Raw genomic sequence first — 25,134 nt, 5'->3', positions numbered from 1 at the left:
TTGCCATGAGCCTGGAAAACATTTCCTGCCAGAAGAGTTTCGGCGGCTGGCACAAGCGTTACCGTCACCGCTCCGAGGTGCTCGGTTGCGACATGGCGTTTGCTGTCTACCTGCCACCGCAAGCAGAGCAGGGCGGAAAGCTGCCGGTGCTGTACTGGCTGAGCGGACTGACCTGCACTGACGAGAACTTCATGCAGAAGGCGGGGGCGCACAAGCTTGCGGCCGAACTCGGGTTGATCATCGTCGCCCCTGACACCAGCCCGCGCGGGCCTCAGGTGCCGGGTGATCCGGACGGCGCCTGGGACTTTGGCCTCGGTGCCGGCTTCTACCTCAACGCCACGGAGCAGCCCTGGGCGCAGCACTACCGCATGCACGACTATGTGGTGCACGAGCTACCGAAGCTGGTCGAGGCGCATTTTCCCGCGTCCGATCGTCGCGGTATCAGCGGGCATTCCATGGGCGGCCACGGGGCACTGGTTTGTGCGCTGCGCAATCCCAAGCGATACCTGTCGGTATCGGCGTTCGCCCCGATCAGCAATCCGATGGATTGCCCTTGGGGGCAGAAGGCTTTCTCTCGCTACCTGGGTGAAGACCGCGCGCGCTGGCGCGAATGGGATGCCAGTGTGTTGATCGCCGATGCCGAGGAGCGCCTGCCGTTGTTGGTGGACCAGGGTGATCGTGATGATTTCCTTGAAAACCAGCTCAAGCCCCAGGTGTTGGTGCAGGCGGCGAAGGCAGCTGGCCATCCTCTTGAGCTGCGGCTGCAGCCAGGTTATGACCACAGCTACTACTTCATCGCCAGCTTCATCGATGAGCACCTGCGCCATCATGGCGTGGCCCTGGGTTTGTTGTAAGCACCGCCCTACAAATCAGCCAAAGGCCCGGCAAAGCAGGTAGAATCACGCCCTGACTCAATCAGGGCGTTTTTTTATGCGTATTGGCCACGGCTACGATGTGCACCGCTTCGCGGAAGGCGATTTCATCACCTTGGGTGGGGTGCGCATTGCGCACACGTTCGGGCTGTTGGCCCATTCCGATGGCGACGTCCTCTTGCATGCCTTGAGTGATGCGCTGCTGGGTGCTGCTGCACTGGGCGATATCGGCAAGCACTTCCCCGACACCGACCCGCAGTTCAAAGGCGCCGACAGCCGTGTGCTGTTGCGTCACGTGGTGCAGATTGTCCAGGCCAAAGGCTGGAAGGTCGGCAATGTCGACGCCACCATCGTTGCCCAGGCGCCGAAGATGGCCCCGCATATCGACACCATGCGCACGCTAATCGCCGAAGACCTGCAAGTGGAGCTGGACCAGGTCAACGTCAAGGCCACCACCACCGAGAAGCTCGGCTTCACCGGTCGTGAAGAAGGCATTGCGGTGCATGCCGTCGCCTTGTTGCTGCGCGCATGACGGAACTCGAACTTCTCGGCCCGCGCGCATCGGGCCCTGCACTCGGTAGCGCAATCCTCAAGGCAACCGCTGAAGACTTCCAGGTGGATGAGGTCCTCGACATCCCCTTGTCAGGTACGGGTGAGCACCTGTGGTTGTGGGTTGAAAAACGCGACCTCAACACCGAAGAGGCCGCCCGCCGCCTGGCCCGGGCAGCCGGCGTGCCGCTGCGCAGCATCAGTTATGCCGGCCTCAAGGACCGCCAGGCCCTTACCCGCCAGTGGTTCAGCCTGCATCTGCCGGGCAAGGCCGACCCGAACCTGAGCGCCGCGGAAAACGAAACGCTGAGCATCCTCAAGCAGGCCCGGCATTCGCGCAAACTGCAGCGCGGCGCCCACTCGGCCAACGGCTTTACCCTGCGCCTGACCGGCTTGAGCGCTGACCACGCAGCACTGGACGCGCGCCTGGAGCAACTGCGCAGCCAGGGCGTGCCGAATTACTTTGGCACCCAGCGCTTCGGTCATGCCGGCGGCAATATTTACGACGCCCGTGACTGGGCACAGCGCCAGGCGCTGCCAGAGCAGCGCAATGTGCGTTCCCGGCTGCTCTCCAGTGCACGCAGTTACCTCTTCAACCAGGTCCTTGCCCAGCGTGTTGCCGATGGCAGCTGGCAGCGTGCACAGGTCGGTGACTTGCTGGCCTTTACCGACAGCCGCAGTTTTTTCCCGGCCGGCGAAGCCGAATGTTCCGATCCTCGCCTGGCGATTCTCGACCTGCACCCGACCGGTCCGTTGTGGGGCGAAGGTGTGTCGGCTGCCAGTGGCGCTGCCGGGGCACTTGAGCAAGGTATCGCCGAACAGCATGCCGCGTTATGCCAATGGTTGGCGCGGGCGGGCATGAGTCACGAACGTCGCATCCTGCGACTGCCCATTGGCGGCTTGACGTGGCATTATCCCGAGCCTGATATCCTGCAACTGGAATTCGTCCTTCCGGCCGGATGCTTCGCCACCGTCGTGGTGCGCGAGCTCGTTGATCTGGTGCCGGCAGGGCAGACGGACAGCCCATGCGTATTCTGATTTCAAATGACGACGGGGTTACCGCACCCGGAATCGCCGCGCTGCATGCTGCGCTGGCGGATTATGCCGACTGTGTGGTCATCGCCCCGGATCAAGACAAAAGCGGCGCCAGCAGTTCGCTGACGCTGGATAGGCCGTTGTGCCCGCAAACTCTGGCCAACGGCTACATCAGCCTGAACGGCACACCGACAGACTGTGTTCACCTGGGTCTCAACGGTTTGCTGGAGCACACGCCGGACATGGTGGTGTCGGGGATCAATCTCGGCGCCAACCTGGGGGATGACGTGTTGTACTCCGGCACGGTCGCCGCGGCCCTGGAGGGGCGTTTCCTGGGGGGCACGTCCTTCGCCTTCTCGCTGCTCTCGCGGCTGCCCGACAACCTGCCAACCGCGGCGTATTTCGCGCGCAAACTGGTTGAGGCGCACAAGAGCCTGGAATTGCCGCCGCGAACAGTGCTCAATGTGAATATCCCCAACTTGCCGCTGGAGCACATACGCGGCATTCAGTTGACGCGCCTGGGCCATCGGGCCCGCGCCGCAGCGCCTACCAAGGTGGTCAACCCGAGGGGCAAGGAAGGTTACTGGATCGCCGTGGCCGGTGACGCCGAGGACGGCGGCCCGGGCACCGATTTTCATGCGGTGATGCAAGGCTATGTCTCGATCACTCCATTGCAGCTGGACCGTACGTTCAACGATGCCTTCGAGCGTCTGGATGGCTGGCTGGAGGAGCTGCTCTGATGCGTGAACAGGAGGATCTGATGCGCCATGGTATCGGTTTTACCTCTGAGCGAACCCGTGAGCGGTTGATCAAGCGCCTGATCGAAGAGGGGGTGTCCAATCCCAAGGTGCTGGATGTGCTGCGACGCACCCCCCGCCACCTGTTTGTCGACGAAGCGCTGGCGCACCGTGCCTACGAAGACACTGCGCTACCGATCGGCAATAACCAGACGATCTCCCAGCCGTTCATGGTCGCGCACATGAGCGAACTGTTACTCGAGGCCGGGCCGCTGGACAAGGTGCTGGAAATTGGCACCGGCTCCGGTTACCAGACCGCCATTCTGGCGCAACTGGTCGAGCGGGTGTTTTCCGTGGAGCGCATCAAGGTGCTGCAGGATCGTGCCAAGGAGCGCCTGAGCGAGCTCAACCTGCGCAATGTGGTATTCCGTTGGGGCGATGGCTGCGAAGGATGGCCGGCGCTGGCGCCCTACAACGGCATCATCGTCACTGCCGTAGCACCGGAAGTACCCCAGGCCCTGCTTGACCAATTGGCCCCGGGCGGGCGCATGGTCATTCCGGTGGGGCCGGCCGGTGAAGTGCAGCACCTGATGCTGATCGTCCGTGAAGAACACGGTTTTTCACGACGGGTGCTCGGCGCTGTTCGTTTCGTACCGTTGTTGACCGGGCCGTTGGCCTGATCAGGACTTTTTTTCGCAGCGGGCGAATTCCTCCGACATTGCCCTGTCTATCTGGCGGGCTACCCTGCACTGTCAGGGTTCACAATTTGCGAACGTCCGGCGTCCGCAAGGCGTAGGCGCTCGGTTATAATTGCAACAATATTGCATTTTACAGCAGTCACCATGAGAGGGAGCGGCGGGTGGGGCACACAATCATTCGGCAGCGCAGGGGATTTTCGAGCGTCAGGCTTCTGTTGATTGCGCTTGCCGTGGGGTCGATGGTGACGGGTTGCTCCAGCACCTCCAGCAACAGCGCCCGGGTGGTCGATCGCAATGCACCTGCGGTGGCCAAGCGTCCTGCGACCACCAGCGGTCAGTATGTGGTGCGCCCTGGCGATACCCTGTTCTCGATCGCTTTCCGTTATGGCTGGGACTACAAAGACCTGGCTGCCCGCAATGGTATCGCTCCCCCCTATACCATCCGCCCAGGGCAGGCGATTCGTTTTGACAGTCGCTCCGGTACCGCTACGCGGACTACCACCGTTGTCACAAGCTCGTCATCGTCTTCAAGCAAAACTACCGTCACCACGCGCCCTGTAGGCACGCCAGCCAGCAAGCCCGTGACGACCGCGCCAGCGACAGTTGCAACACCCGCGCCGGTGGTAGCCACCCCAACTCAGGTGCCTGCCGCAGAGCGTGCGGTGGGCGGCTGGGCATGGCCGGCCAACGGCGTGTTGATTGGTAAATTTGCTTCAAACGGCAGTTTGAATAAAGGCATTGATATCGCCGGTGATTTGGGACAGCCTGTTTTTGCTGCGTCTGATGGTTCGGTGGTCTATGCCGGAAGTGGCTTGCGGGGCTACGGCGAGTTGGTAATCATCAAGCACAGCGACACCTACGTCAGTGCCTACGGCCACAACCGCAGGCTTTTGGTTCGGGAGGGACAGCAGGTCAAGGTTGGGCAGACAATTGCCGAAATGGGTTCCACGGGCACAGACCGGGTGAAGCTGCATTTTGAGATTCGCCGCCAGGGCAAACCTGTAGATCCGCTGCAATTCCTGCCGCGTCGTTGATTGCTTGTACCCGGCCTGTTCCTCGCGTAGAGGGGACAGGCTCCAGCGCTGCCAAGGATATCGGCGCCGCTTGAGTCTGAGTTCGAACTCAGCAAAGGACTATAACAATGGCTCTCAGTAAAGAAGTGCCGGAGTTTGACATCGACGATGAAGTGCTCCTGATGGAGACGGGCATCGTTTTGGAAACGGATGTGGTGTCAGACGAACCTGCTGTACCTTCGGTTCGGACCAGAGCTAAACAAGGCTCTACGCTCAAGCAGCACAAGTATATTGATTATACCCGTGCGCTTGATGCGACCCAGTTGTACCTGAATGAAATTGGTTTTTCACCGCTGCTCTCGCCAGAAGAAGAAGTTCATTTTGCGCGCCTGTCGCAAAGTGGCGATCCGGCAGGGCGCAAACGCATGATCGAAAGCAACTTGCGCCTGGTGGTGAAAATCGCCCGGCGTTATGTCAATCGGGGGCTTTCGCTGCTGGACCTGATCGAAGAGGGCAACCTGGGCCTGATTCGCGCGGTCGAGAAATTCGACCCTGAACGGGGTTTCCGTTTTTCCACCTACGCCACCTGGTGGATTCGGCAGACCATCGAACGGGCGATCATGAACCAGACCCGTACCATTCGCTTGCCCATTCATGTGGTCAAGGAGTTGAACGTATACCTGCGTGCCGCGCGGGAACTGACCCAGAAGCTCGATCACGAACCGTCCCCGGAAGAGATCGCCACCCTCCTGGAGAAGCCGGTCAATGAGGTCAAGCGCATGCTTGGGCTCAATGAACGTGTATCGTCGGTGGATGTGTCGCTTGGGCCAGACTCGGACAAGACGCTGCTCGACACCCTGACTGACGATCGCCCCACCGACCCGTGCGAACTGCTACAGGATGATGACTTGTCCCAAAGCATCGACCAGTGGTTGAGCGAGTTGACCGACAAGCAGCGTGAAGTGGTGATTCGCCGGTTCGGGTTGCGTGGGCATGAAAGCAGTACACTGGAAGATGTTGGCCTGGAGATCGGCCTGACCCGTGAACGGGTTCGCCAGATCCAGGTAGAGGGTCTCAAGCGCTTGCGCGAGATCCTTGAAAAGAACGGCCTGTCCAGTGAGTCGTTGTTCCAGTAACTGTTGTTCCGGTAACTTCAGTTAGCCGCAAAAAGCGCCTCGATATGATCGAGGCGTTTTTGTGTGTAAGCGAAAAATACCGGGTGCGATGTTTCGTGCCATTGCTTAATAAACATCCGGTTTTACTCGGCAAGGCCGGTTGTTGTTCTCCTGGTTATTTTCTGTGTAAGCCTTTGCTTACCTGTGATGTAAGTCATCGCTGTAAGCCACAGTAAACCGAAGTCGATTTTACTGTGTGCTTCTTCATAACTTATTGATAAACATATGTTTTATATTTGTATTGATAATGCTTCTGCAGCTTTTTGAGAGCTTTGACCAGTTGCTGGAAATATCGCAGGCGCTAGTATCTGAACTGTGTCTACGGACTGACACAGGCTTTCAAGGATGAAGGTCAAGGACATCGCAGGACGCGATTCATCAGGACGATGACAGGGAATAAAGGGACTACGGAAAAAATGTGGGCGGGTCATACCGCCCCTTTTTTTTGCCCACAGCAAATATGAAAAAAGGCCCTTGAAGGGCCTTTTTTTAATCCGTGAGCGCTTAACGCTCCAGATCGGCGATCTTGCCTGGCTTGCCATCCCACTCTTCAGCGTCTGGCAGGGCATCCTTACGCTCGGTGATGTTTGGCCAGACCTCGGCAAGCTCGGCGTTGAGCTCGATGAAGTTCTCCATGCCAGCCGGGATTTCATCTTCCGAGAAAATGGCTTGGGCGGGGCATTCAGGCTCGCACAGTGCACAATCGATGCACTCATCCGGGTGAATGACCAGGAAGTTCGGGCCTTCGTAGAAGCAGTCCACCGGACAGACTTCTACGCAGTCGGTGTACTTGCACTTGATGCAGTTGTCGGTGACGACGAAGGTCATTTCTAATTCTCTCCTCAGGCGACGGCAGCGATACCCTTCCAGACAGGGTCGCTCGGCTTGGTCGTTGGGCTGCAGGCCAGGCTAGTAACCTGCAGCATCGCCAAACCGCGCGGGATTCTATCAGCTTGTGCGGGCTCGCGTTATAACAGAGTCTTCAGTGTATAGAGCATTTCGATAGCTTGGCGTGGCGTCATGTTGTCCAGGTCGAGCCTCCCGAGCTTCTCGATGGCCGGGTGAGGCAGGCTGGCAAACAGGTCGCTCTGGTGCGGAACATCAGCTGCACCTTTGGCTACGACAGGCATTTCCTGCGGCAGGCTGGCGGTTTCCAGGCGGCCCAGGTGCTCCCGTGCGCGCTGGATCACCGGTGTCGGGACCCCCGCCAACTGCGCCACGGCCAGGCCGTAGCTCTGGCTGGCAGGCCCCGGCAATACGTGGTGGAGGAACACGATACGCTCATTGTGCTCGGTAGCGTTCAGGTGCACGTTGGCAACCAGCGGCTCGCTTTCCGGCAATACCGTCAGTTCGAAGTAATGCGTGGCAAACAGGGTATAGGCACGCAGTTGCGCCAGGCGCTCTGCTGCGGCCCAGGCCAGGGACAGCCCGTCGAAGGTGCTGGTGCCGCGGCCCACTTCGTCCATCAGCACCAGGCTGCGATCGGTGGCGTTGTGCAGGATGTTGGCGGTTTCGCTCATCTCGACCATGAAGGTCGAGCGTCCGCCGGCCAGGTCGTCACTGGAGCCGATCCGGGTAAAGATCCGGTCGACCAGCGACAGCTCGCAGCTGGCGGCCGGTACGAAGCTGCCGATGTGCGCCATCAGTACGATCAGGGCGGTCTGACGCATGTAGGTGGATTTACCACCCATGTTCGGTCCGGTGATCACCAGCATGCGGGTGTTATCGTCCAGCGCCAGGTCGTTGGCCACGAACGGCGTGGTCAGTACCTGCTCTACAACCGGATGGCGACCCTGGGTGATACGCATGCACGGCTCGTCGACGAAGGACGGGCAGTTCAGGTCCAGGTTCAACGCGCGTTCGGCGAGGTTGCTCAGCACGTCCAGTTCAGCCAGGGCTGCGGAGGTGTCTTGCAGAGGCGCCAAATGACCGATCAGGGTTTCCAGCAGCGCGTCGTAGAGCATCTTCTCACGAGCAAGGGCGCGGCTCTTGGCCGACAGTGCCTTGTCTTCGAAGACCTTCAGCTCGGGAGTGATGAAACGTTCGGCTCCCTTGAGCGTCTGCCGGCGGATGTAGTCGGCAGGCGCCTGTTCGGCCTGCTTGCTGGGCAGTTCGATGAAATAGCCATGCACACGGTTGTAGCCGACCTTGAGGTTGGCCAGGCCCGTACGCGCTTTTTCCCGCGCTTCCAGGTCAATCAGGAACTGACCGGCGTTCTCGCTCATGGACAGCAACTCGTCCAGTTCGCTGTCGTAGCCGGTTTTCAGCACGCCGCCGTCGCGGATGACCGCGGGCGGGTTGTCGATGATGGCTTTTTCCAGCAGGTCGGCCAGTTCCGGGTAAGTACCGGTGATGGCCGCCAGGCGTGCCAGGTGCGGCGCTTCAAGCTCCGCCATGGCGTTTTGCAGTTCAGGCAGGGCGCCGAGGGCATCGCGCAAGCGCGCCAGGTCCCGTGGACGGGCGTTGCGCAGGCCGATACGGGCAAGGATCCGTTCGAGGTCGCCGATTTCCTTTAGTTGCGGCTGCAGCTTTTCGAAACGGTAGCCGTCGAGCAGGCAGCGGATGGAGCCCTGTCGCGCCTGCAGTACTTTCAGGTCGCGCAGCGGACGGTTCAGCCAGCGGGTCAGCAAACGGCTGCCCATGGCGGTCTGGCAACGATCGATAACCGATTGCAGGGTGTTGTCGCGCCCACCAGCCAGGTTCACGTCGAGTTCGAGGTTGCGACGGCTGGCGCCGTCGAGCACCACGGTATCGTCCAGGCGCTCGTGCTTGAGGCTGCGCAGGTGCGGCAGGGCAGTGCGCTGGGTTTCCTTGGCATAGCCCAGCAGGCAGCCGGCGGCGCCGATGGCCAGGGTCAGCTTCTCGCAACCGAAGCCTTTGAGGTCCTGGGTTGCGAATTGCTGGCACAGGCTCTTGCGTGCCGAGTCGCGATCGAAGTCCCAAGGCGCGCGACGACGGGCGCCGCGGCGCTTCTCTGCAGGCAAGCCTTGTGGCCAGTCATCCGGGATCAGCAACTCCACCGGGTTGATGCGTTCGAGTTCAGCCAGCAGGTTTTCCCAGCCTTTGATCTCCAGTACGGTGAAGTTGCCGCTGGTGATATCCAGCACGGCCAGGCCGAACAGGCGCTCGTCACCCAGGACGGCGGCGATCAGGTTGTCGCGGCGCTCGTCGAGCAAGGCCTCGTCGCTGACGGTGCCGGGGGTAATGATACGCACCACCTGGCGTTCCACAGGTCCCTTGCTGGTAGCCGGGTCGCCGATCTGCTCGCAGATCACCACCGACTCGCCCAGCTTCACCAGCTTGGCCAGGTAACCTTCGGCCGCGTGGAAGGGGATACCGCACATGGGAATCGACTGGCCAGCCGACTGCCCGCGGGCGGTCAGGGTGATATCCAGCAGTTTTGCGGCTTTCTTCGCATCTTCATAGAAGATCTCGTAGAAGTCGCCCATGCGGTAGAACATCAGCTGGTCCGGGTGCTGGTTTTTCAGCTTCCAGTACTGCTGCATCATCGGGGTGTGTGCGGAAAGATCGCTCATTACAGAAACTTGGCTCGCAGTGTCGTTTAGACCAAAGGCAAGCGCGCAATGGTACAGGGATTTTGACCGCGATGCCGAGGTGAACCGCCTGGTCGCAACCATTTATCCATGCATTTTCGTGCATATAGGCTGTTGCGTTCTGCAAAAACCGGTAGCACTATGCAATTTATGCAAAAACGCAACGTAGCATCTGTCTTGAGAGCATTGCTCGACCGCCACGGTATCTCCCCCACGGAGCTGCACCGGCGTACCGGCGTGCCGCAATCCACCCTGTCGCGCATCCTCAGCGAGAAAATCGTCGACCCTTCCGACAAGCATGTGTCGAAGATCGCTGAATATTTCGGTGTGAGCACCGATCAGCTGCGGGGGCGCGTCGACCTGGGCGAAAGCCGCGAAGCTGCGCCCGGGCGCAGCCATGCCGAATTACGTGACATCAGCTTGTGGGATGACGACACCCCCGTCGATGACGACGAAGTGTCCATTCCGTTTCTTCGCGAGGTCGAGTTGGCAGCAGGGTCAGGACGATTCGTCATCGAGGAAAGCGAGAAGGCCAGCCTGCGTTTCGGCAAGCGCAGCCTGCGGCACAACGGTGTGCAGTTCGACCAGGCCAAGTGTGTCACGGTACGCGGCAACAGCATGTTGCCGGTGCTGCGTGATGGCGCGACGGTCGGGGTCAACTCCGGCAAGAACGCTATTGGCGATATCGTTGACGGCGACCTCTATGCCATCAACCACAATGGCCAGTTGCGGGTGAAGCAGCTCTACCGCCTGCCTACCGGTATCCGTCTGCGCAGCTTCAACCGCGATGAGCATCCGGATGAAGACTACAGCTTCCAGCAGATGCAGGAAGAGCAGATCAGTATCCTTGGTCATGTGTTCTGGTGGGGCATGTACGCCCGTTGACCTCCACCCGGATAGTCAGAAAAAACCCGCTTCGGCGGGTTTTTTTTCGCCTGCTGAAAGTACTTCAAGCTCTATGACGCAAGGCTTATATGCACATGTGCATTTTCATATGCATAATTATTTCCATAAATGCATTGACCATGTATGCATCAGTGCATAATCTTCGTCTCAAGCCGGTCGACGCCGGCGGCGACAAAGGCAGCGATGAACAGGCCTGAACTGTTCAGAGGGTTGGCAACTGGCCCGGGTGTGCAGCGTAAAGCACCACAAGCAGTTATCCGGCGGGTAGGCGGCCGCGGTCGGAGGAACAATTTGAAGCGGAGTGGCCCGGGCATCAAGCATGCCGGGCTTTCTAGGGGGCAGGTAATCGGTTTTCAAACATACGCCGCGGGCAAGGTGCCGCGCGGAAGGACTCAAGGAGACAGCACAGTGACAAGCGAGCAATTGACGTTACTGGAAATGCCGATCTGGCCGGTGGTGCTCCTGGCCTTGCTGGGCGGCCTTAGCGGAGAAATGTGGCGTGCGGACAAGGCTGGTGCCCAGGGATGGACGCTTGTTCGGCGCCTGCTTTTGCGTTCGGGGGCCTGCATGGTCTGCGGCGTGTCGACGGTGATGCTGCTGTATGCCAGCGGTATGTCGATCTGGACAGCCAGTGCGTTTGGCTGTTTGACGGCCATGGCTGGGGCTGATGTGGCGATCAGTCTTTACGAACGCTGGGCGGCAAGACGCCTGGGAGTTGAAGTGCGGGCGCCGGAGTTGCACCGTCAGGACAACAAGGACTGAGCAGGTAAAGCATCAGGCGCGAAGAGGGTAACTGCTTGTTGAATGAGCATGAAGATGAGGTTTACATGGAAATAACTGAAAACACGCTGTTAATGATTTTCCCTAACGCCCGCCAGCAAGCGGGCGTTTTTGTTCCTGCCCTGCACGCTGCGATGCAGCGCTGGGAAATCGATTCGCCGCGACGCATGACGGCGTTCCTGGCACAGATTGGCCATGAATCGGGGCAACTGCGCTATGTGAAGGAGTTGGGCAATGACCGCTACCTGTCGCGCTATGACACCGGCAGCCTTGCCTTGCGTCTGGGTAACAGTCCGCAGCCTGATGGCGACGGCCAGCTGTATTGCGGGCGTGGGCTGATTCAGGTCACCGGCCGCAATAACTACCAGGCCTGCAGCATGGCGTTGTTCGGCGACGAGCGTCTGCTGGCGCTGCCACAACTCCTGGAGCAGCCACGATGGGCAAGCGAGTCTGCAGCCTGGTTCTGGCATTCGCGCGGGCTCAATCAACTGGCCGACCGCGGTGAATTCAACCGCATCACCCGCCACATCAATGGCGGGCTAAATGGTCTGGAGGATCGACTGAAACTCTGGGCAAGGGCTCGTGAGGTGTTGTCGTGAGTCGGTTGTGTGTGGTGCTGCTGGTGACCCTGATGCTGTTGGTTGCGGCGGCGATCTGGCAGCTTCAGGCCTGGCGTTACGGCCGGCAGTTGGCAGAGCAAGCACGGCTTTACGCTCAGGAGCGCCTGCAACAGGCCGACGCTGCCTCCCGCGAACTACTTGAGCAACGCCAGCAGCGTCATGTGCTGGAGCAACAGATCCAGGCCACCGATCAATCCCATTACCAGGAGCTCCACGATGCCCAGCAGGCTCAGGTGCGTTTGCGTGACCGGCTGGCTACTGCTGATCTGCGGTTGTCAGTCCTCCTTGCCGCCACCCCCGGCTCCGGGATGCCTGCCACCTCCGGCAGCGGCAACCTGGATGATGGCGCCCCGCGCGCCGAACTTGACTCGGCGCATGCTCGACGAGTTATCGCCATCACCGATGAGGGCGATCAGGGATTGATCGCCCTGCGTGCCTGCCAGGCGTATGTGCGGGCGTTACAGCGTTGAAGCAGCTGGTGTAGGGTAGGCGGCAGACTTTCAAGGAGCTTGTCATGGACCCGATCACTGCGCTTTCTGCCCGCCTGGGGGAACATCTGCGGCGTTTCAACGCTCAGGTGACCACGGCCGAATCCTGCACCGGCGGTGGCATCGCCGAAGCCATTACCCGAATTCCGGGCAGCTCGGCCTGGTTCGAGGCCGGGTATGTGACCTATTCCAATAAACAGAAAACCCGCCAGTTGGCGGTACCCGAGACGTTGTTCGCGCAGGTTGGAGCGGTCAGCCAGGAAGTGGTCGAAGCCATGGTTCGCGGGGCCCAGGCTGCCAGCGGCGCACGCTTTGCTGTGGCGGTCAGTGGCGTGGCGGGGCCCGACGGCGGTTCGCCGGCCAAGCCGGTGGGCACCGTATGGCTGGCCTGGGCTGACGGCGGTCACGTCAACAGCGAGCGTCGGCACTTCGACGGCGACCGTGACGAGGTGCGCCGACAAACGGTAATCGCCGCGCTAGAGGGCTTGTTACAGCTTGGCGCAGAGTAATTCGCACATCGGGGGTAGGCGGGAACAAAACCCTGTGGAATAATACTGGCTACTTATACAGGTGTTCTGGCCGTCAGGCCCTATCGATTACGTGAGGACTTCAATGGACGACAACAAGAAGCGCGCCTTGGCTGCGGCCCTGGGGCAAATCGAGCGTCAATTCGGTAAAGGCGCGGTCATGCGCATGGGCGACCACGAGCGTCAGGCGATTCCGGCCATTTCCACCGGTTCCCTGGGCCTGGACATTGCCTTGGGCATTGGCGGTCTGCCCAAAGGCCGTATTGTCGAGATCTACGGCCCTGAGTCGTCCGGTAAAACTACCCTGACCCTCTCGGTGATCGCCCAGGCTCAGAAAATGGGTGCAACCTGCGCCTTCGTCGACGCCGAACACGCGCTTGATCCGGAATACGCCGGCAAGCTGGGTGTCAACGTCGACGACCTGCTGGTCTCGCAGCCTGACACCGGTGAACAGGCACTGGAAATCACCGACATGCTGGTGCGCTCCAACGCCGTTGACGTGATCATCGTCGACTCCGTGGCCGCACTGGTACCCAAGGCTGAAATCGAAGGCGAAATGGGTGACATGCACGTGGGCCTGCAAGCCCGTCTGATGTCCCAGGCGCTGCGTAAAATCACCGGTAACATCAAGAACGCCAACTGCCTGGTGATCTTTATCAACCAGATCCGTATGAAGATCGGTGTGATGTTTGGCAGCCCGGAAACCACCACCGGTGGTAACGCGCTGAAGTTCTACGCGTCGGTCCGTCTGGACATCCGCCGTACCGGCGCGGTGAAGGAAGGCGACGAAGTGGTCGGCAGCGAAACCCGCGTCAAGATCGTCAAGAACAAGGTGGCACCGCCTTTCCGTCAGGCTGAATTCCAGATTCTCTACGGCAAGGGTATCTACCGTAACGGCGAGATCATCGACCTCGGTGTGCTGCATGGCTTCCTGGAAAAATCCGGTGCCTGGTACAGCTACCAGGGCAGCAAGATCGGTCAGGGCAAGGCCAACTCGGCCAAGTTCCTTCAGGACAACCCGGAAATTGCCGCCACGCTCGAGAAGCAGATTCGCGACAAGCTGCTGACTGCGGGTGCCGTTGACGCCGCAGGCAAAGCTGCAGCCGTCAATGCCGAGCCTGAAGACGATCTGGCTGACGCTGAAGCCGGCTACTGATCGCATCCATGTCCGCCGTACTCGACACCCCCGTCGCCGTAAGGCGGACAGCCATGGACTTGCTCGCTCGCCGCGAGCATGGTCGTGTCGAGCTGACGCGCAAACTGCGTCAGCGCGGCGCTCCTCCCGAATTGATTGACCAGGAACTCGATCGCTTGACGGAAGAGGGTCTGCTCAGTGAAGCCCGCTACCTGGAAAGCTTTATCAGCTATCGCTCACGCTCTGGCTACGGCCCGGCGCGTATACGCGAGGAGTTGAGTCAGCGTGGCCTGCAACGTGGCGACATCGACCAGGCACTGCGCGAGAGCGGGGTGGATTGGGCGAGCCAGTTGCAAGATGTCTGGCAGCGCAAGTTTTCTGGTCAACTACCCGTCGATCCACGCAGCCGCGCCCAGCAAACCCGCTTTCTGGTCTACCGGGGCTATTCCATGGAAATGGTCGGCCGCCTGTTGAGCGGCCGAGGGCTGGACGACTACTAGCGCACGAGCCTCAGGTAACTTTGAGTGCTTCGCGGGCATGTTGGGTCGTGTGCATCGGTTCGGGTTTGGCCCAGTTTTCAGCCAGATTGATGAAGTCCACCAGTTCGCGCAGGCGCCCCTGATCACGTCCGTTGAAGGCGAAAGTCAGGCGCGTCAGGTGGCTGAACCTGAGCTCATCATGGTGTTCGCCGGCATAGGCGTGCTGATGGTAATGACCGCTCAGCCGCAAGTCGGCAAAGCCCTCCTGCAAATCGAGCAACGCGCCTTCGCTGAGCGGGTGGTGCATGCGGATCACGAACTGGTTTTTAAGCCAGCGGCTGGAGTGATAGTTGCTGTAGAACTGGTTGATCTCCTCCACGGCGTCTTCGGCGCTATGGACCAAACGCAGCAGTTTCAGGTCGCTGGGCAGAATGTAGCGGTTCTCTTCCAGTTGCCGGGTAATGAAGTTCAGCGCGTCCTGCCAGAAGGTTCCGCCTGGTGAGTCCAGCAGCACCACCGGCACCAGCGGGCTCTTGCCGGTCTGGATCAAGGTGAGCACTTCCAGTGCTTCGTCCAGCGTCCCGAAGCCACCCGGGCATAGCACCAAGGCGTCGGCTTCCTTGACGAAGAACAGTTTGCGAATGAAGAAAAAGTGAAACGGCAGCAGCTTGTCGGTGCCATCCACCGTCGGGTTGGCGTGTTGTTCGAACGGCAGGGTGATATTGAAGCCCAGGCTATGATCGACACCTGCCCCTTCGTGGGCGGCTGCCATGATGCCGCCGCCGGCACCGGTAATGACCATCAGATTGGAACGGGCCAGTGCCGCGCCAAGCTCACGGGCCAGCGCATACATGGGGTGTTCGAGCGGGGTGCGGGCCGAGCCGAAAACGGTGACCTTGCGACGCCCTTTGTACTGTTCAAGGGTGCGGAAGGCATGGTCCAGTTCGCGCAGCGCCTGCAAGGTGATCTTGGCGTTCCAGCGGTTGCTGTCATCCTCGGCCATGCGCAGGACGGTCAGCATCATGTCGCGGTACAGCGGCAGGTTGGGGCTTTCAGGGGCAACCAGCTTCAGTTGCTCGTCCAGCTTGCTCAGGTCGATTCCGTTAAGGGTGAAGTGACTCGCTAACAGTTCATTCGGTTGGTAAGGCATTCAACGTCTCCTTCTGCAGCAAAACCTCTGACCGGGCCCGAGACGGTTTCCGGCCGCGACACTGCGTGTGTCGCTGGCTGCCATGGCTCGAGTGTACGCCTCGAGCGTTGCAGTAGACCTGCAAGGTCTTAGTGCAGTGATGATGGGCTCTTTGTAGTTGTCGCTCGGCCGTGCACCGTGCAAGGCGTCGGCAGGCATCCCCCTGTGCGAGCCCTGAAACGGGCGGGCGCTTGCTATCAATCTAGACCCTGGCGGGTGTTTATGCCGAAAGGTTCTTCGTGTGAAACAATCGTGGAGGTGCGCAGCAGACCGCTCGTCAGCCGGGATTCAGGTCAGGGGAGGGTCTGGTTAACTGGAAGCCTGAGCGATCGTCGCGGTGCAGGGAGGCTGGCACATGCAACGGCTTAATCTTGAGCTCGATGCTCAGCTGTTTGAGCAGCTCGAGCAATCGGCCCAGGCCAACAACCTGAGCCTTGAAGAGGAGTGCCTGCGTCGCTTGGGGGGAGGGGAGCGGCACTCACGCTACGTCCAGGCCCTGGTGGCCGAACTGCGCGCCGATGAAAAACAACGACGCGACAGCGAGCAGGTGGCCTAGGCCTACTTGCTGACTTTCAGGCCGCAGCTGGCAGCATTGAACGCCTGTTCGCCGACCATGCGGTTGGTCTTGTACTCGGTGAAGCGGTAGGTCAGCACTGCGCCTTTGGCGAGCAGTTGGCGATAGCCCGTGTTCTTGCACACGCTGGCACCCAGTTGATCGCGGACCTTGTCCGGATTGGCCTGCATCTGCTCGGCATGGCTGGCGCGTACGCTCAGGTGGTTGATCAGCTGCTTGCCTTCGACAGTGTAACCCTGGTCGAGGATGTCTTCGTTGATCGCTCGCGGTGTGCCCACACTGCTCTCGGTGGCAACTTTTTGCAGCATCTGGCTCAGCTCGTATTCCTGCTTGGAGGCTGCGTTGGCGGCCAGGGGCAGAGCGAGCAACAGGCTCAGGGACGGGGCGATGAAGCGCAGCATGAATTTCTCCTGGTTCGGTAACTGGCGATTGGACCGGCAACAAGGCACGGTGTTCCGTCACGTGCGTGGTTGCGGTGCCAGCGGGTAGCGTCAGGGGGACGATTATAGGGGAGACGGTGCTATGGCTGCACGGCAAATACCGTAAGTGTGTAGGCGGTCTCTGATAAACTGGCCGGGTTTTCCTGTCTTGCCGAGTCCGTGCAGTGCCATCCTTCCTTTACCGCCATAGACTGCTGCCATGAGCCACGCTGTATCGCGCCTGCGGGCCGAGCGCCTGGCGCGCAGTGTCAAACCCTTCGTTGCTCGCGGATCCCGGGCGCCACGCTGCCCGCAATGCCGCGTTATTTTCAGCCATTGCCTGTGTGCCTGGCGGCCCCAGGTGCCGGCCGATTCGGCCATGTGCCTGTTGATGCATGACACCGAGCCGTTGAAGCCGAGCAATACCGGCTGGCTGATTGCTGACCTGATTGCCGATACGTCGGCATTTGGCTGGCAGCGCACCTCGGTCGATGAAGCTTTGCTGGCTTTGCTCGATCAGCCTCACTGGCAGCCTTACATTGTTTTTCCCGGTGAGTTTGTCGCACCGCAGCGGGTGGTCAGCGAAGTGCTCCGCGAGCCTGGCAAGCGGCCCTTGTTCATCCTCCTGGATGCAACCTGGACCGAGGCGCGCAAGATGTTTCGCAAGAGCCCGTATCTGGATCGCTTTCCGGTACTCAGCCTGCAGCCCGAGCAGTTGTCACGCTACCGTCTGCGTCGTTCCAAGCGTGACGACCACTTCTGCACCGCCGAAGTGGCCGCCATGTGCCTGGAGCTTGCTGGCGATCAGCGCGCCGCCGAGGCCCTGGACGCTTACCTGGATGTGTTCAGCACCCACTACCTCAGTGCCAAGCATCAATGGCCGCTGGATGAACAGGATGCGGTGCATCAGCGTTTGCACACCTTCCTATAGTCCAAGGGGCAGCCTGCGCACATTGGTTCATAATAGGTAGCCAGGACGTCCGGATCGTGCCTGCCGTAACCGGGTAATCAACTTGACCACCCGGTTCTGGCTCGGCATCCTTGGCGCCGGTTCAGGCATATCCAGGGCTTGAAACACTATTTTTCTGGCCTTGAAGTGCCTTTTGGGTGCGTGACACTGCTGTCAGCACCTTGAGTTGCCCGCCAGGCGCCCCTTCTTCCTCCCCGCGCCTGCACAGAACAGGATCATTAGATCGATGGCCACGTACGAAATCCTGATAGCCGATGACCACCCGCTGTTTCGCAGTGCCCTGCGCCAGGCAGTCACTCTGGGGCTTGGCCCAGAGGTTCGCCTGGTAGAAGTCGCCAGTATTGCCGAGCTGGAAACCCGTCTTGCCGAGAAGGCCGACTGGGACCTGGTGTTGCTCGACCTGAACATGCCCGGCGCCTATGGCTTTTCGGGCCTGGTCCTGTTGCGTGGCCAGTACCCGCAGATTCCAGTGGTAATGGTGTCGGCTCAGGAAGAAGCCGCAGTGGTGGTGAAGTCGCGCGAGTTCGGTGCCAGTGGATTCATTCCCAAATCGAGCTCTCTGGAAGTGATTCAGGATGCTGTCAAGAAAGTGCTTGATGGTGATGTTTGGTGGCCACCGCAGGCCTTCGAGAAGGTCGATGTGTCAGCAGAAGCCAAGGCTGCCAGTGAGGGCTTGGCCAGCCTGACACCCCAGCAGTTCCGGGTATTGACCATGGTCTGTGAAGGCTTGTTGAACAAACAGATTGCCTATGAGCTGAACGTGTCGGAAGCGACCATCAAAGCGCATGTGACGGCGATTTTCCGCAAGCTTGGCGTGCGTACGCGAACCCAGGCTGCGCTGCTGCTGCAACAGTTGGAATCGGTTCCTGCGAGCTGAAGGCTTGGCCTTCACGCTTTTTTGACTGTACCTACATTAGGCTGCAGCGCATTTTTCAGTGGATGAAGTGATCTTTTATGTCATCGCCTTTCAAGGGTCAGACCGGCCTTAAACGTATTTTCAACGCAGCGGGCTATTCGTTTGACGGTCTGCGCGCAGCCTTTGCCGGTGAAGCCGCGTTCCGTCAGTTGGTGCTGCTCAATGTCGTGCTGATACCGGTGGCGTTGTGGCTGGATGTCAGCCGCGCCGAGCGCGCCATTCTGATTGCGGTGTGCCTGTTGGGCCTGATCGTCGAGCTGCTTAACTCGGCTATCGAGGCGGCGATTGACCGGATCTCCCTGGATCGCCACCCCCTCTCGAAGAATGCCAAGGACATGGGCAGCGCTGCCCAGTTCGTGGCGTTGTCGATGGTGGCGGTGATCTGGGCGGTGATTCTGCTCTAGGCGATAGTGGGCAGGACGATTTCGTCGCTGCGCTGCACGCCGGCGGTAAAGCTGCGGCACAGCTCGAGAAATTCGCGCATCGCTGAGGTCTGGTACTTCTGTTTGTGCCAGATGAAGTAAAACTGCCGGGCAAGGTCTAGCTCGGGTGTCTCTACCGCCACCAGGCTGCCGCGGCGAAAGGCGTCGCGCAATGCCAGGCGTGAGATGCAGCCGATACCCAGCCCGGACTCCACGGCGCGTTTGATCGCTTCGGTGTGTTCAAGCTCCAGGCGAATGTTCAGGTGGGAGCGGTGATGGCGCATGGCCTGATCAAAGGTCAGTCGCGTGCCTGAACCCTGTTCGCGCAGAATCCAGGCCTCATGGGTCAGCTCTTCAAGGCTGGCCTGGCCACGCTTGGCGAGCGGATGCTGCGGGGCGCAAAACACCACCAGTTCGTCTTCAACCCAGGGTTGCACCTCAAGGTCCGGGTGGTTGCAGTCGCCTTCGATTAGACCCAGATCAATTTCATAGTGGGCTACCTGTTGCACTATATGGGCAGTGTTCTGCACATGGAGCTTGACTTGGCTCTCCGGGTGGATCTGCATGAAACTGCCGATCAGCAGGGTAGCCAGGTAGTTGCCGATGGTCAGTGTGGCACCGACCGCCAGCGAGCCGAAACCGGACTTGCCGTTGAGCAGGTCTTCGATTTCCTTGGCCTGGTCAAGCAGCGCCACCGCTTGTGGCAGCAGTTGATGGCCCAAGGCGTTGAGGCTCAGGCGTTTCCCCGCGCGGTCGAACAGCTGGCAGCTGGACTGGCGCTCAAGTTCGGTGATCGAAGTACTGGCAGCCGACTGCGATAGCGCCAGTATGCCAGCGGCTCGCGAGACGCTTTGGTACTGGGCTACGGCAACGAACACCTGGAGCTGACGAAGTGTAAATCGCATATCTATATAACCGATAAGACATATCTTGATAATTCATTTAACAGATATTGTCGCTCGCACTAAACTATCGCGCAATCGCGCTCTAGGTTAGCGCTGCGTTTTATTTCAGGAGCCCGTACATGAGCAACATGAACCACGAACGTGTCCTCAGTGTTCACCACTGGAACGACACCCTGTTCAGCTTCAAGTGCACCCGTGATCCGGGGCTGCGCTTTGAGAACGGTCAGTTCGTGATGATCGGCCTGCAACAGGAAAACGGCCGCCCGCTCATGCGCGCCTACTCGATCGCCAGCCCGAACTGGGAAGAGCATCTGGAGTTCTTCAGCATCAAGGTGCCGGATGGCCCGCTGACCTCCCAGCTGCAGCACCTGAAGGAAGGCGATGAGATCATCATCAGCAAGAAGCCTACCGGCACGCTGGTGCTCGACGACCTGAACCCGGGCAAACACCTGTACCTGCTCAGCACTGGTACCGGCCTGGCGCCGTTCATGAGCGTCATCCAGGACCCGGAAACCTACGAGCGTTTCGAAAAAGTGATCCTGGTACACGGTGTTCGCTACGTCAACGAAGTGGCCTACCGCGAATTCATCACCGAGCACCTGCCGCAGAACGAGTTCTTTGGCGAGGCGCTGCGTGACAAGTTGATCTACTACCCGACCGTTACCCGTGAGCCGTTCGAGAATCAGGGGCGTCTGACCGACCTGATGCGCAGCGGTAAGCTGTTCAGCGACATCGGTCTGCCACCGATCAACCCGCAGGACGACCGTGCGATGATCTGCGGTAGCCCGAGCATGCTCGACGAAACCAGCGAAGTGCTCGACAGCTTCGGCCTGAAAATTTCGGCCCGTATGCGTGAGCCGGGTGATTACCTGATCGAGCGTGCATTCGTCGAGAAGTAAGCAGCGCTGAGCACAAGAAAGCAGGCCTCGGCCTGCTTTTTTTATGCCTGATACAAATCTGCAGGATTAAGCGTCTGCCACCACTTCCAGTACCCGGATCCGGTCCGGCTGGGGGTAGTGCCAGCGTACCTGAACATCCCAGAACCTGACTCCGTACACACGCTCGGGGGGCGGTACCTGGTAAGCCGGGCGCGGGTCCTGAGCCAGGCACTGCTCGATAAGCTCCGTGAGCGGCTCACCAAGGCGCAACGCGTGCTCATGGGCCTGGTGCAAGGCTCCGTCGCCCCAGGCGACCGGAATTGACGCTGGCGGGGCGCTGGCCATCTGGTTGGTTGCGCTGCTGACCGCATCGGCATACGGCACATAGGGCTTGATGTCGATCACCGGCGTGCCGTCGAGCAGGTCGATGCCCGACAGTATCAGCCGGCCCGGCTCAACCTTCTCCAGGCGCACCACCGATTGGCCAATGCCGTTGGGCCGGTGGGTCGCACGGGTGGCGAACACGCCCATGGACGTGTTGCCGCCCAGGCGTGGTGGGCGCACTTTGAGCCGCGGCTTGTCTTCCAGTGCCTGGTGGAACAGGAACAGCAGCCAGACATGGCTGACCTGCTCGAGCCCCGCCACCGCATCTGCACTGTCGAACGGCGGCGTCAACTCCAGCACGCCCCTGGCCGCAGGCGCCAGCTGCGGCTGGCGCGGGATCGCGAACTTTTCCTTGAAGCAGGAGCGGACGAAGCCGATCGGCGTGACGCTGTAGTTCATCGCCGGCTCAGCCACGGACCCGCAGGGTCAGGCCCTTGAGGAAGTTGCGCAGCAACTGGTCGCCGCAGGGGCGATAGTTGTTGTGGCCGACTTTACGGAACAGGGCGCTGAGCTCCGGCTTCGAGACCGGAAAGTCGGCGGCCTTGAGAATGGCGTGCAGGTCGTCTTCCTTCAGTTCGAAGGCCACGCGCAGCTTCTTCATGATGATGTTGTTGGTCACCGGCAGTTCGATCGGCAGCGGCGGGCGGCTGTCATCCTTGCCGCGCTTGTAGATCACCAGGCCATCGAGAAAGTGCGCAATGACTTCGTCGGGGCAGCGCTCGAAGCCTTCTTCGTCCTCTTTCTTGAGGTAGGCGACGATATCGTTTTTGGCGACTTCAAAACCGCTGAGCTTGATGATATCGGAGAGCTTGGCGTCGTTGACGTCGAGCAGGTAGCGCAGGCTACGCAGCACATCGTTGTGAATCATGGTGGCAAATCCTGTTCGGGAGGCGCTGCCCGGTTGGCGGCGCCTTGTTGCTAGAATCTTTCGCTGGTGGCCAGGTAGCGCCACTGGCCCAGGGGCAGCTTGCTCATCGACACGCCACCGAGGCGAATCCGGCGCATGCTCAGCGGGGTAACCCCGACGCTGCTGCACAGCAGGGCAATCAGGCCGGGCTGCGGGTTTTTCAGCACCATGCGCAGGCGGGTTTCGTTCTGCCAGCTGGCCTTGATCTTCGGTAGCTCGTTGCCTTTCCAGGTGAAGCCGCGGTTCAGCCGTTCCAGGCCGTGGGCGATCATGTCGCCGCTGACTTCAACCACGTACTCCTGTTCAAGCTTGGCCAGGTCGGCGTTGAGTTTGCGGGTGACCCGCCAGTCCTGGGTAAACACCTGCAGGCCGCTGGCACCCTGTTGCAACGGGGCCACGCAGCTCAGGCGGGCGAAGTGGCCCTTGAGTGGGCGACGGCCCTGGCTGTGGGCTTCGGACAGGCTGGCGGCGGTGATGCTGCTGCAGGCGCTGTCGAGGTCTTGTCCGGCCGGCTGGTGGAGCAGCAGCGTGACCGGTTCCAGAGCCTCGGCACGGGCGCCGCCCTGCAGTTCAACCTTCTGTTCGGTTACCTTGAATTGCGGCTCGTCGATGACCGTGCCGTCCACGGTGACCCAGCCGCCCTCGATGTACAGCTCGGCCTCCCGTCGGGAACAACCGACCAGTTCGATAAGGCGTTTGGAAAGACGAGTGGGTTCAGACATGACGACAGCCGTAGACGCAGGGAAAGGTTGTCATTGTAACCGCCCAGGCCGTCTCAGGTCCGGCAACATTCGGCCCTGGGGCAATTATTCTGCGATTTCGCTGCATTTCAGAAGGAACTGACGTTATCTGTCAGCCGATCTGCGCTGTCTTTGTCTGAATAAGCCTCAGGTGCAGTAAAGGATAGGGTTGGCCCATGCCGTCTGTTTCCGAGCGTCCGACAACTTCGAAGCCCTGTCGCAGGTAAAACCCAAGTGCCTGCGCATTCTGCTCGTTGACATCTAGCTGAACGGCGTTGAGTTCTTCAATGGCATAGTGCAACAGGCGTGTGCCCAGCCCCTGGCCACGCACGGCCGGATCGATGAAGAGCATCTCGACCCTGCCGGCTGCGACGCCGGCAAAGCCGGTAATGCGCTGCCTGGCGTCCTTGCAGCAGATCAGCATGACGGCATCCAGGTAGTGGCTCAGCAGCAATTCGCGTAGCAGGCTGATGTAGCTATCGGGCAAGAAATCATGGGTAGCGCGCACCGACGCCTCCCAGACCTGCGCCAGCTCTGGATAGTCGCTGAAACTGGGGGTTTGCACGCCATTGTGCCTGTACATCGCTCTGCTCTCCCTGGGCAACAGAGAAAACGATAGTTGCAAAAAAAAGCCCCGCCAGGGTTGGCAGGGCTATTTTTCAACGGGGATCGATCAGATCGGTTCGGCCCACATGTCGTACTCGTCGGCGTCGGTGACGCGGCAGCGTACGGTGTCACCCGGTTTGAAGCCGTGGTTGCCGTCGATGAAGACGTTACCGTCGATTTCCGGTGCGTCGAAGTAGCTGCGGCCAACCGAGCCTTCTTCTTCCACTTCATCGATCAACACGTCGATTTCACGGCCGATGCGCAGTTGCAGGCGGGCGCTGCTGATCGCCTGCTGGTGGGCCATGAAGCGGTCCCAGCGTTCCTGCTTGACGTCGTCTGGCACCACATCGAGCGCCAGGTCGTTGGCCGGAGCGCCTTCGACCGGGGAGTACTGGAAGCAGCCGACGCGATCGAGCTGGGCTTCGGTCAGCCAGTCGAGCAGGTACTGGAAGTCCTCTTCGGTCTCGCCCGGGAAGCCGACGATGAAGGTGGAGCGGATGATCAGCTCCGGGCACTGCTCGCGCCATTGCTTGATGCGCGCCAGGGTGCGGTCTTCGAAGGCCGGGCGTTTCATCGACTTGAGCACTTTCGGGCTGGCGTGCTGGAACGGAATGTCCAGGTACGGCAGGATCTTGCCGGCCGCCATCAGCGGGATTACGTCATCGACGTTCGGGTAAGGGTACACATAGTGCAGGCGCACCCAGGCGCCCAGGCTGCTCAGCGCTTCACACAACTCGAGCATGCGCGTCTTGACCGGGCGACCGTTCCAGAAGTCGGTCTTGTACTTGACGTCGACACCGTAGGCGCTGGTGTCCTGGGAGATCACCAGGATCTCCTTGACGCCGGCCTTGACCAGGCGCTCGGCTTCGCTGAGTACGTCGCCCACCGGGCGGCTGACCAGCTTGCCACGCATCGACGGGATGATGCAGAAGCTGCAGCTGTGGTTGCAGCCCTCGGAAATCTTCAGGTAGGCGTAGTGGCGCGGGGTCAGCTTGATGCCTTGCGGTGGCACCAGGTCGATCAGCGGGTTGTGATCCTGACGCGGTGGAACCACTTCGTGCACGGCGTTGACCACTTGCTCGTATTGCTGCGGGCCGGTGACGGCCAGCACGCTCGGGTGCACGTCACGGATATTGCCTTCTTCGACACCCATGCAGCCGGTGACGATGACCTTGCCGTTTTCCTTGATGGCTTCGCCGATCACTTCCAGGGACTCGGCCTTGGCGCTGTCGATAAAGCCACAGGTGTTGACCACCACCACATCGGCATCCTGATAGGTGGGCACGACTTCATAGCCTTCCATGCGCAGCTGGGTCAGGATGCGCTCGGAATCGACCAGGGCCTTGGGGCAACCCAGGGAAACGAAGCCGACCTTGGGCGTGGTGGGCGTAGGGGTGGTGGACATGACTAACCTCGGTATTGAAGAGCTTGCCGGGCGGACGGGCCGGGCAACCTTTGGCGGGCGTTGGGAGCGCCTCTGATCAAAAAGTGCGCAATTCTAGCGAGCGCAATGTCACTTGACCAGCAGAAAAGCGACGAACGCTCAGCTATGCTTCGCGGCGATATGCCTGCATTTCTATCGAATCCCCGTCACAGCAGTGATGAGGTAGTGGAAATCATAGTGACTGGCGTGAATTTAACCGACCACAAGGGTCT

At 60.3% G+C, this 25,134-nt stretch carries 29 protein-coding genes; 19 read left to right on the top strand and 10 right to left on the bottom strand.

From position 1 onward, the window contains the following. The first annotated feature begins 5 nt into the window (after positions 1-5). From fghA to rpoS, 7 genes are all read left to right on the top strand, one after another. Positions 6-854, top strand: a complete 849-nt coding sequence (gene fghA / locus DM813_RS05490) for an S-formylglutathione hydrolase (RefSeq protein ID WP_128322406.1) — start codon at positions 6-8, stop codon at positions 852-854. 76 nt (positions 855-930) lie between these two features. After that, positions 931-1,404 carry a 2-C-methyl-D-erythritol 2,4-cyclodiphosphate synthase gene (gene ispF, locus DM813_RS05485; protein ID WP_128322405.1) on the top strand — a complete coding sequence of 158 codons (474 nt, stop codon included), beginning with the start codon at positions 931-933 and terminating at the stop codon, positions 1,402-1,404. Beyond that, on the top strand, positions 1,401-2,459 hold the full coding sequence (truD, locus tag DM813_RS05480) for a tRNA pseudouridine(13) synthase TruD (protein WP_128322404.1): 1,059 nt from the start codon (positions 1,401-1,403) through the stop codon (positions 2,457-2,459). Before ispF ends, truD begins: the two co-directional genes overlap by 4 nt. Beyond that, positions 2,447-3,196: a 5'/3'-nucleotidase SurE gene (surE, locus tag DM813_RS05475; RefSeq protein ID WP_128322403.1), complete on the top strand. Its 750-nt coding sequence runs from the start codon at positions 2,447-2,449 to the stop codon at positions 3,194-3,196. Before truD ends, surE begins: the two co-directional genes overlap by 13 nt. Continuing rightward, positions 3,196-3,873 (top strand): protein-L-isoaspartate(D-aspartate) O-methyltransferase, encoded by a 678-nt coding sequence (locus DM813_RS05470; protein WP_128322402.1) that lies wholly within the window; start codon positions 3,196-3,198, stop codon positions 3,871-3,873. The genes surE and DM813_RS05470 overlap by 1 nt, the downstream gene beginning before the upstream one ends. 179 nt (positions 3,874-4,052) lie before the next feature. Next, positions 4,053-4,925 (top strand): peptidoglycan DD-metalloendopeptidase family protein, encoded by an 873-nt coding sequence (locus DM813_RS05465; RefSeq protein ID WP_128322401.1) that lies wholly within the window; start codon positions 4,053-4,055, stop codon positions 4,923-4,925. Between the two features lie 107 nt (positions 4,926-5,032). Next, positions 5,033-6,040 (top strand): RNA polymerase sigma factor RpoS, encoded by a 1,008-nt coding sequence (gene rpoS / locus DM813_RS05460; RefSeq protein WP_128322400.1) that lies wholly within the window; start codon positions 5,033-5,035, stop codon positions 6,038-6,040. A 543-nt stretch (positions 6,041-6,583) separates the two neighbouring features. On the opposite strand, the gene fdxA is transcribed toward rpoS, so the two are convergent. Together fdxA and mutS are read right to left on the bottom strand one after the other, a co-directional pair. After that, positions 6,584-6,907 (bottom strand): ferredoxin FdxA, encoded by a 324-nt coding sequence (gene fdxA / locus DM813_RS05455; RefSeq protein WP_060510084.1) that lies wholly within the window; start codon positions 6,905-6,907, stop codon positions 6,584-6,586. Positions 6,908-7,047: 140 nt separating this feature from the next. Beyond that, complete coding sequence (gene mutS / locus DM813_RS05450; protein ID WP_128322399.1) at positions 7,048-9,615, bottom strand: DNA mismatch repair protein MutS; 2,568 nt, start codon at positions 9,613-9,615, stop codon at positions 7,048-7,050. Between the two features lie 159 nt (positions 9,616-9,774). Between mutS and DM813_RS05445 the strand changes: the two genes are divergently transcribed. From DM813_RS05445 to recX, 7 genes are all read left to right on the top strand, one after another. Next, positions 9,775-10,518, top strand: a complete 744-nt coding sequence (locus DM813_RS05445; protein ID WP_128322398.1) for a LexA family transcriptional regulator — start codon at positions 9,775-9,777, stop codon at positions 10,516-10,518. Between the two features lie 429 nt (positions 10,519-10,947). Next, entirely contained in the window at positions 10,948-11,301 is a 354-nt protein-coding gene (locus DM813_RS05440; RefSeq protein ID WP_128322397.1) for a phage holin family protein, read from the top strand. 65 nt (positions 11,302-11,366) lie between these two features. Next, positions 11,367-11,918, top strand: coding sequence for a glycoside hydrolase family 19 protein (locus DM813_RS05435; RefSeq protein WP_128322396.1), 552 nt, complete (start codon positions 11,367-11,369; stop codon positions 11,916-11,918). A 32-nt stretch (positions 11,919-11,950) separates the two neighbouring features. Then, the gene (locus tag DM813_RS05430) at positions 11,951-12,409 is read left to right on the top strand and encodes a lysis system i-spanin subunit Rz (protein WP_128322903.1); all 459 of its coding nucleotides are present in this window, start codon (positions 11,951-11,953) and stop codon (positions 12,407-12,409) included. A gap of 44 nt (positions 12,410-12,453) precedes the next feature. Next, positions 12,454-12,936, top strand: a complete 483-nt coding sequence (locus tag DM813_RS05425) for a CinA family protein (RefSeq protein ID WP_128322395.1) — start codon at positions 12,454-12,456, stop codon at positions 12,934-12,936. A 103-nt stretch (positions 12,937-13,039) separates the two neighbouring features. Next, complete coding sequence (gene recA / locus DM813_RS05420) at positions 13,040-14,110, top strand: recombinase RecA (protein ID WP_128322394.1); 1,071 nt, start codon at positions 13,040-13,042, stop codon at positions 14,108-14,110. 8 nt (positions 14,111-14,118) lie between these two features. After that, positions 14,119-14,589, top strand: a complete 471-nt coding sequence (gene recX / locus DM813_RS05415; protein ID WP_128322393.1) for a recombination regulator RecX — start codon at positions 14,119-14,121, stop codon at positions 14,587-14,589. 10 nt (positions 14,590-14,599) lie between these two features. Here recX and DM813_RS05410 read toward each other — a convergent pair whose 3' ends face one another. After that, a complete protein-coding gene (locus DM813_RS05410) occupies positions 14,600-15,718 on the bottom strand; it encodes an LOG family protein (RefSeq protein ID WP_128322392.1) in 1,119 nt (372 codons plus the stop codon). A 394-nt stretch (positions 15,719-16,112) separates the two neighbouring features. Here DM813_RS05410 and DM813_RS05405 point away from each other — a divergent pair, with 394 nt between their 5' ends. Next, positions 16,113-16,313, top strand: a complete 201-nt coding sequence (locus DM813_RS05405) for a hypothetical protein (protein WP_128322391.1) — start codon at positions 16,113-16,115, stop codon at positions 16,311-16,313. 2 nt (positions 16,314-16,315) lie between these two features. Here DM813_RS05405 and DM813_RS05400 read toward each other — a convergent pair whose 3' ends face one another. Further along, complete coding sequence (locus DM813_RS05400) at positions 16,316-16,732, bottom strand: quorum-sensing-regulated virulence factor family protein (protein ID WP_128322390.1); 417 nt, start codon at positions 16,730-16,732, stop codon at positions 16,316-16,318. Between the two features lie 238 nt (positions 16,733-16,970). Here DM813_RS05400 and DM813_RS05395 point away from each other — a divergent pair, with 238 nt between their 5' ends. The 3 genes from DM813_RS05395 (at position 16,971) to DM813_RS05385 (ending at position 19,040) form a co-directional block, all read left to right on the top strand. Beyond that, complete coding sequence (locus tag DM813_RS05395) at positions 16,971-17,681, top strand: tRNA-uridine aminocarboxypropyltransferase (RefSeq protein ID WP_128322389.1); 711 nt, start codon at positions 16,971-16,973, stop codon at positions 17,679-17,681. Positions 17,682-17,946: 265 nt separating this feature from the next. After that, positions 17,947-18,597, top strand: coding sequence for a response regulator transcription factor ErdR (erdR, locus tag DM813_RS05390; RefSeq protein WP_128322388.1), 651 nt, complete (start codon positions 17,947-17,949; stop codon positions 18,595-18,597). A 77-nt stretch (positions 18,598-18,674) separates the two neighbouring features. Then, positions 18,675-19,040 (top strand): diacylglycerol kinase, encoded by a 366-nt coding sequence (locus DM813_RS05385; RefSeq protein WP_128322387.1) that lies wholly within the window; start codon positions 18,675-18,677, stop codon positions 19,038-19,040. Here DM813_RS05385 and DM813_RS05380 read toward each other — a convergent pair. Next, positions 19,037-19,963: a LysR family transcriptional regulator gene (locus DM813_RS05380; protein WP_128322386.1), complete on the bottom strand. Its 927-nt coding sequence runs from the start codon at positions 19,961-19,963 to the stop codon at positions 19,037-19,039. The two genes, DM813_RS05385 and DM813_RS05380, sit on opposite strands and share 4 nt — an antisense overlap. Positions 19,964-20,082: 119 nt before the next feature. Between DM813_RS05380 and fpr the strand changes: the two genes are divergently transcribed. After that, a complete protein-coding gene (gene fpr, locus DM813_RS05375; protein ID WP_128322385.1) occupies positions 20,083-20,862 on the top strand; it encodes a ferredoxin-NADP reductase in 780 nt (259 codons plus the stop codon). Positions 20,863-20,928: 66 nt separating this feature from the next. Here fpr and tsaA read toward each other — a convergent pair whose 3' ends face one another. From tsaA to rimO, 5 genes are all read right to left on the bottom strand, one after another. Continuing rightward, on the bottom strand, positions 20,929-21,624 hold the full coding sequence (gene tsaA / locus DM813_RS05370; protein ID WP_128322384.1) for a tRNA (N6-threonylcarbamoyladenosine(37)-N6)-methyltransferase TrmO: 696 nt from the start codon (positions 21,622-21,624) through the stop codon (positions 20,929-20,931). Between the two features lie 7 nt (positions 21,625-21,631). After that, positions 21,632-22,093 (bottom strand): DUF1456 family protein, encoded by a 462-nt coding sequence (locus DM813_RS05365; RefSeq protein WP_128322383.1) that lies wholly within the window; start codon positions 22,091-22,093, stop codon positions 21,632-21,634. 50 nt (positions 22,094-22,143) lie between these two features. Then, on the bottom strand, positions 22,144-22,854 hold the full coding sequence (locus DM813_RS05360; protein ID WP_128322382.1) for an rRNA pseudouridine synthase: 711 nt from the start codon (positions 22,852-22,854) through the stop codon (positions 22,144-22,146). 130 nt (positions 22,855-22,984) lie between these two features. After that, positions 22,985-23,455: a GNAT family N-acetyltransferase gene (locus DM813_RS05355; protein ID WP_128322381.1), complete on the bottom strand. Its 471-nt coding sequence runs from the start codon at positions 23,453-23,455 to the stop codon at positions 22,985-22,987. 90 nt (positions 23,456-23,545) lie between these two features. Then, positions 23,546-24,883, bottom strand: a complete 1,338-nt coding sequence (gene rimO / locus DM813_RS05350) for a 30S ribosomal protein S12 methylthiotransferase RimO (RefSeq protein WP_128322380.1) — start codon at positions 24,881-24,883, stop codon at positions 23,546-23,548. Positions 24,884-25,134: the final 251 nt, after the last annotated feature.

Source organism: Pseudomonas alkylphenolica (assembly GCF_004025535.1).
Taxonomy (GTDB): Bacteria; Pseudomonadota; Gammaproteobacteria; order Pseudomonadales; family Pseudomonadaceae; genus Aquipseudomonas; species Aquipseudomonas alkylphenolica_A.
Note: the sequence above shows the minus strand (reverse complement) of the source record. Positions and strands in the feature narration are given on the sequence as shown.